At 70.1% G+C, this 6201-nt stretch carries 6 protein-coding genes; 2 read left to right on the top strand and 4 right to left on the bottom strand.

Annotated features, from left to right (window positions below):
* Window positions 1–103 precede the first annotated feature (103 nt).
* From AC1Q6E_RS07675 to AC1Q6E_RS07660, 4 genes are all read right to left on the bottom strand, one after another.
* Window positions 104–634, bottom strand: coding sequence for a 3-isopropylmalate dehydratase small subunit (locus tag AC1Q6E_RS07675; protein ID WP_152797938.1), 531 nt, complete (start codon window positions 632–634; stop codon window positions 104–106).
* A gap of 13 nt (window positions 635–647) precedes the next feature.
* Window positions 648–1934: an aconitase family protein gene (locus AC1Q6E_RS07670; RefSeq protein ID WP_152797939.1), complete on the bottom strand. Its 1287-nt coding sequence runs from the start codon at window positions 1932–1934 to the stop codon at window positions 648–650.
* A gap of 24 nt (window positions 1935–1958) precedes the next feature.
* Entirely contained in the window at window positions 1959–2939 is a 981-nt protein-coding gene (locus AC1Q6E_RS07665; protein WP_492572505.1) for a Bug family tripartite tricarboxylate transporter substrate binding protein, read from the bottom strand.
* A 115-nt stretch (window positions 2940–3054) separates the two neighbouring features.
* Window positions 3055–4083, bottom strand: a complete 1029-nt coding sequence (locus AC1Q6E_RS07660; RefSeq protein ID WP_492572504.1) for a ketopantoate reductase family protein — start codon at window positions 4081–4083, stop codon at window positions 3055–3057.
* Between the two features lie 256 nt (window positions 4084–4339).
* Between AC1Q6E_RS07660 and AC1Q6E_RS07655 the strand changes: the two genes are divergently transcribed.
* Together AC1Q6E_RS07655 and AC1Q6E_RS07650 are read left to right on the top strand one after the other, a co-directional pair.
* A complete protein-coding gene (locus AC1Q6E_RS07655; RefSeq protein ID WP_492572503.1) occupies window positions 4340–5569 on the top strand; it encodes a CaiB/BaiF CoA transferase family protein in 1230 nt (409 codons plus the stop codon).
* An 11-nt stretch (window positions 5570–5580) separates the two neighbouring features.
* Entirely contained in the window at window positions 5581–6195 is a 615-nt protein-coding gene (locus AC1Q6E_RS07650) for a glutathione S-transferase family protein (RefSeq protein ID WP_296555082.1), read from the top strand.
* Window positions 6196–6201 lie beyond the last annotated feature (6 nt).

The following is a 6201-nucleotide window of genomic DNA, read 5'->3' as shown; positions in this document are numbered from 1 at the left end:
TCACTCATCGTCGTCGGTGGTCTTGGACTGGTGGGGTGGGGCCCCCCACCGCGGGCCGCCCCACCCCACCGGTCAAGGACGGTTCAAGAACCTACCGTTGACGCTAGCGCGCCGCGAACTCGCCAGCCAGCGCGTTGACCAGCCCGCCGCTCTCCCAGATCCGCACCATCTGCGGCGAAAACGGCGGCGACGGGATGACGCGGCCGTCGGCCAGTTCGATCGCGCCGGTGGCCGGCGTGACGCCGATCACGTCGCCGTCGGCCACGGCCTGCGTGATGCCGGGGACGAGCAGTATCGGCAGGCCCTGGCTGAGCGCCCGCCGGATGAAGCCCGATTCGCAGGATTCCACCAGCACCGCGGCGATGCCCGATGCCTTGATGGCGACGCTGACTTCCACGTGGTTGTGATGCGCGAAGTTCTTGCCGCCGACGACGATGTCGCCCGGCTGGACGTTCGACGGGAATTCGGGCCGCAATTGGCGAAAACACATCTGCCTGAGCGCGTCCAGGTCGAACGGCTTGCCGAAGCCGTCGCGCACCGCGGCGAATTCGATGATGCCGTCGTCGCCGCAGACCTGGTCGCCGAACTTCCAGACCCGGCCCCGCAGGGTGCGCACGGAGGATGCTTCGTTCATGTCGTGCCGCTCCTCAAAGCCGGCCCGCCAGCAGCGGGCGGGGGTCGGTGATCTCGCCGGCCACGGCCGAGGCCGCCACCGTATAGGGCGAGGCGAGGTGGACCGCGGCCTGGGTGCTGCCGTTGCGGCCCTGGTAGTTGAACTGGTGGGTGGTGATCGAGACGTCCTCGCCGCTGAGCACGCCCAGGTAGCCCCAACAGGTATTGCAGCCGGGCGACAGCACGGTGGCGCCGGCCTCGGCGAACACCTCCAGCAACCCTTCGCGGGCGGCCGCGGCGTAGACGTTCTGGCTGCCCGGCGAGATGTACATCGTGACGTGCTGTGCGATCCGGCGGCCGCGCAGCACGGCGGCCGTCGCCCGCATGTCTTCCAGCCGGTTGTTGGCGCAGGACCCCACGGCGGCCTGGTCGATGCGTCGGCCCGCCACTTGCGCGACGTCCACCGCGCCGCTTTGCGTGGGCGGCACGGTCACCATGGGGGTCAGTTGCGACAGATCGTAGGTCAGCACCGCCGCGTAGTCAGCGTCCGGGTCGCTGCGCAGGACTTGATACGGCCGGCCATCGGCGCGTTCGTCGACGTAGTCGAGCGCGCGCGCATCGACGTCCATGATGGCGGTATCGGACCCCGTGTGGAAGGTCGAGGCCAGGATGGCCTGCCGGTCGTCCAGGCTCAGCCCGGCCAGCGCCGGCCCGCCGTACTCGACGCAGCATTGCAGGAAGGTGCCCTGTTCCTCGTGGTCGCGAATGATGGACTGGACCAGGTCGCGTCCGGTCACGCCGAAGGGCAGGCTGCCCACCAGTTCGATCCGTACCGTGCGCGGCACGCAGACCCAGTGCTGGTCGTTGAGCAGCGGCGCCAGCACGTCGGTGGACATGGAAATGTTCAGCGCGCCCACCGCGCCGATCGAGGCGATGTTGCCTTCGTCCGAAAAGACCAGGGACCCGGGCCGGGCGTAGCCGCGCTCGACCAGCACCAGGTGGCGCAGCCCGGTGTTGGGGCCGTAGAAGTTGTCGACCCCGAAGTCGCGCGTCAGCTGCTTGAGCATGTGATGCGTCGCGGCGTGCGGCGAACCGGTGGCGGCCGCCGGCGTGTGGTCGATGACGATGATGGCCTTCTCGGGCCGGGCGAACGAGGTCGCGCCTATTTTCTCCAGGTTGCGCTTGTGCATGGGCCAGACCATTTCCTGGGTGACCACGTGGTCCGGCACACAGTTGACGTATTCGCCCGGCGCCACGGTCTCGCGGCCCGCGGCGCGGGCGAGGATCTTCTGGGCGATGGTCTGGCCGGTGGAGGCTGGCATGGCAAGGTTTCCTGTGGGAATCGGTCAGTTCAGCGAGATGCCGGTTTCCTTGATGAATTGGCCCCAGAACTCATAGCTGCCGAGGACGTTCTTGCGATATTGCTCGGGCGAGCTGGAGACGGCAAGCGAACCCATCTGCTCGTAGGCCTTGCGCACCTCGGGCGTGGCCAGGATGGCCGCCAGCTCGCGCTGGACGCGGTTGACGATGGCGGCCGGGGTGCCGGGCGGCATGATGACGCCGTATTCGGTCGCCTGCACGACCTTGGGGTAGCCCAGCTCGACCAGGGTGGGCGCGTTGGGCAGCAGCGGGGTCCGCTTCTCGGTGGTCACCGCCAGTACCCGGACGGTGCCCGCCTGCACGTGGGGCAGGATGGGGGTCAGGTCCGAGACCATGGATTCGACCTGTCCGCCCAGGAGATCGGTGATCGCGGGGGCCGCGCCGGCATAGGGCACGTGGACGATGTCGATGCCCGCCTCGCGCTTGAAGCGTTCGCCGGCCAGGTGGACCATGGTGCCGGTGCCCGCGCTGGCATAGTTCATCTTGCCGGGATGGCTGCGGGCGCGCTCCAGGAACTGCGCCATGTTGGCGATGCCGGACTTGGCGTTGACCGCGATGACGGCGGGCACTTGCGCCAGGCTGGAAACGTAGGTCAGGTCCTGCGTGACCGAATAGGGGACTTTCATCAGGTGGGGCATCACCATCAGCGCGCCGCCGGCGCCCAGGCCCATGGTGTAGCCGTCCGGCGCCGCTTTTGCCACGGCCGCCGTGCCGATCGAGCCGCCGGCCCCGGCGCGGTTCTCGACCACGATGGTCTGCTTGAGCGCGTCGCCCAGGGGGCCGGCGATGGTGCGCACATAGGTGTCGGTCGGTCCGCCGGGTGGGAAGGGCACGATGAAGCGGATCGGTCGCGTGGGCCACGAGGCGTCCTGCGCCATGGCCGGTGCCGTGAAGATCCCCAGGGTGCAGCTCGCGATCAGGCATGCCGCAAGGCGTCTGGTGTGCATGGCAGTCTCCTCCGTGGCGGGCGTGGCCGCCTGTCTTGTCGGTGTCCGGGCATGGTATCGGGCGGGCTTCGCCGCCGGATAGGCGCCGCCGCGCAAAGCTGCTATGGCGTGGGCGTTAACCGGGCGCGGCGTACAGGCCCAGCCGTTCGGCGCGCACCCGCGCCAGCGCATAGACCGTGTCGAGCAGCGGCGCGGGCACGCCCAGTTCGGCGGCGATCTCGACGGCCGCGCCCAGGATGCTGTCCAGTTCCACCGCGCGGCCCGCTTCCACGTCCTGCAGCATCGAGGTCTTGATGTGGCCCAGCTTGCGCGTGACCGCCAGCCGCGCCGGGGGCTCGATGGCCAACGGCAGGCCCAGCGCGTCGCCCATGGCCAGCAGTTCGCGCATCATGGCCTGGAACAGGCGGTTGACGCGTTCGTCGTCGATCAGCAGGTCGGTGTGCGAGCCCGTCAGCAGGCTGACCGGGTTGAAGCAGGCGTTGCCCAGCAGTTTTTCCCAGACGATGCGGCGGATGCCGGGGTTGGCGGATGCCTCGAAGCCGGCGGCGGCCAGGCACGCGGCCACGTTCTGCGCGCGCGGGCTGGCGCCGCCGCCCGGCTCGCCCACCACCAGCCGCGACCCCGAGGCGTGGGCGACCACGCCGGGTTCGGGGCAGGAGCTGGAGGGAAACACCACGAAACCCAGGATGCGGTCCGCGGGGATGGCGTGTTCGAGCCGGCCGTCGGGATCCACGGCGCGCAGGCGGTGGCCGGCCAGCGGGCCGCCGCCCGACTGGAAGAACCACCACGGGACGCCGTTCAGGGCGGGCAGTACGAGGGTGTCCGGTCCGATCATGGGACCCAGGCGGTCGGCCAGGTCGGGCAGCGACGGCGACTTGACCGCCAGGATCAGCAGGTCTTGCGGGCCGAGCTGCCGGGGATCGTCGCTGGCGCGGACGCGGGCGGCCGATCGCGCGCCGCCGCTGTCCAGCCGTATGCCGTGTTCGTCCAGCGCGCGCAGCGTGGCGCCCCGCGCCAGCACGCTGACGTCGTTGCCCGCCAGGGCCAGGCGGGCGGCCAGAAAGCCGCCGATGGCGCCCGCGCCGGCGACGCCTATCCTCAGGCGGGCAGGGGTGGGCGGGGTCTGGTCGTGCGCGTCGTTCATCGATGAGGTCTCCTGAGGGAATGGCCGTGAGGTCTGGCCCATTATTCCGGTCCGCGCCGCGCGCGCGGTGTACCCCCGCGGCATTTCTGCCTGCGCGCCGCGGATATAGCGCGCACGTTATGCGCATGGACGCATTGCAGTCTTGCCGGCCCAGGCAGTAGGCAAGCCCGCGCCGCGCCCCTAGAGTCCGGACTGCGGCGACAGGCGCGGACGGGACGAGACGCGTCCGGCCGTCGGCGCGAACGCGGAGGAATGTATGCATCGATCGACGGGCCCGTTGTCGCACGTCAAGGTCCTGGACCTGAGCCGTATCCTGGCCGCCCCCTGGGCCAGCCAGACCCTGGCTGACCTGGGCGCCGACGTCATCAAGGTGGAGCGCCCGGGCAGCGGCGACGACACCCGCGCCTGGGGACCGCCCTTCCTGAAGGACGGCCGGGGCGAAGATACCGAAGAAGCCGGCTATTACCTCGCGGTCAACCGCGGCAAGCGGTCGATCACGGTCGGGCTCGACACGCCCGAAGGCCAGCGCATCGTGCGGGAACTGGCCATGCGCGCCGACATCCTGCTTGAAAACTACAAATTCGGCACGCTGGCGCGCTACGGGCTGGACGAGGCGTCGCTGCGCGCCCTGAACCCGCGGCTGATCTATTGCTCGGTCACCGGCTTCGGGCAGACCGGGCCGCGCCGCGACCAGCCCGCCTACGACTTCCTGATACAGGCCATGGGCGGCCTGATGAGCGTGACCGGCGAGCGCGACGGCCGTCCCGGCGGCGGTCCGCAGAAGGTGGGCGTGCCCATCGTCGACCTGATGACCGGCATGTACACGGCGGTAGCCGTGCTGGCCGCGCTGGCCCGCCGCAACGAGACGGGCAAGGGCGAGTACATCGACATCGGCATGTTCGACGTGCAGGTGGCCACCCTGGCCAACCAGGCGATGAACTACCTTGTGTCCGGCAAGCCGCCCCGGCGCAACGGCAACGCCCATCCCAACATCCAGCCGCAGGACGTCTACCGCTGCGCCGACGGCGACATCATCCTGGTGGTGGGCAACGACGGCCAGTTCCGCAAGCTGTGCGAGGCCCTCGGCCACGCGGAATGGGCGGCGGACGAACGCTACGCCACCAACGCGCAGCGGGTGCGCCATATCGAACAGTTGTCGGCGATGCTGCGCGAGGATCTCGCGCGGCGCGACCGCGCGAGCCTGCTTGCCTTGCTCGACGGCGCCGGCGTGCCGTGCGGCCCGATCAACACCGTGGCCGAGGTGTTCGAGGAGCCGCAGACGATCGCGCGCGGCCTGCTGCGCCATATCGAGCATCCCAGCGGAGGCCGGGTCCCGCAGGTCGCCAGTCCCATGCGGTTCGCCGACGCGGCGCTGCCGGGTCTCGCGGCGCCGCCCACGCTGGGCCAGCACAGCGCGGAGATCCTGGCCGAGCTGGGCTACGACGCGGCCGGCATCGAAGCGTTGCGCGCCGCGGGCGCCATCTGATGGGAGTGGACATGAAGCTGCACTGGTCGCCCAAGTCGCCGTATGTACGCAAGGTCATGGTCTGCCTGTACGAGCTCAGGCTGGAGGACCGCGTGGAGCGCGTGCGGTCGGTCGCGGCTATGCTGCGGCCCAATCCGCAGATCATGCGCGACAACCCGCTCAGCAAGATCCCCACGCTGGTATTGGACGACGGCATGGCCTTGTTCGATTCGGCGGTCATCTGCGAATACCTGGACGACCTGGCCGGCGGCGACCTGTTTCCTGCCCGGAGCGAGGAAAAGTGGCGGGCCCTGCGCTGGCATGCCTTCGCCGACGGCCTGCTGGATGTGCTGATCCTCTGGCGCAACGAGGCCGACCGGGACGCGGCGCAGCGCTCGGATGCGCTCATCGATGCCTTCCGGATCAAGACCGAGGCATCGCTGCGCCGGCTGGAGGGCGAGGCGCGGGAACTGGCGGCTGCGCCGTTCGGCATCGGCCACATCGGGCTGGGCTGCGCGCTGGGCTACCTGGATTTCCGCTTTGGCGCGCTGCAATGGCGCGAGCGGGCGCAGCACCTGGCCGCGTGGTACGACGAGATCGCGGCGCGGCCGTCCTTCCGGCGCACGGAGCCCGTGCTGGAAGGATGAGCGCGC

The organism is Pigmentiphaga sp. MLSB6-MA01, from assembly GCF_058793475.1.
The sequence above is the reverse complement of the archived record's forward strand: the minus strand, read 5'-3'. Positions and strand labels throughout refer to the sequence as shown.

Bases quoted from the DNA above. Each gene is read 5' to 3' on its own strand.
- AC1Q6E_RS07670 (WP_152797939.1), bottom strand. From the start codon at position 1,934: ATGCCAGCCTCCACCGGCCAGACCATCGCCCAGAAGATCCTCGCCCGC.
- AC1Q6E_RS07655 (WP_492572503.1), top strand. From the start codon at position 4,340: ATGCATCGATCGACGGGCCCGTTGTCGCACGTCAAGGTCCTGGACCTG.
- AC1Q6E_RS07660 (WP_492572504.1), bottom strand. From the start codon at position 4,083: ATGAACGACGCGCACGACCAGACCCCGCCCACCCCTGCCCGCCTGAGG.
- AC1Q6E_RS07650 (WP_296555082.1), top strand. From the start codon at position 5,581: ATGAAGCTGCACTGGTCGCCCAAGTCGCCGTATGTACGCAAGGTCATG.
- AC1Q6E_RS07665 (WP_492572505.1), bottom strand. From the start codon at position 2,939: ATGCACACCAGACGCCTTGCGGCATGCCTGATCGCGAGCTGCACCCTG.
- AC1Q6E_RS07675 (WP_152797938.1), bottom strand. From the start codon at position 634: ATGAACGAAGCATCCTCCGTGCGCACCCTGCGGGGCCGGGTCTGGAAG.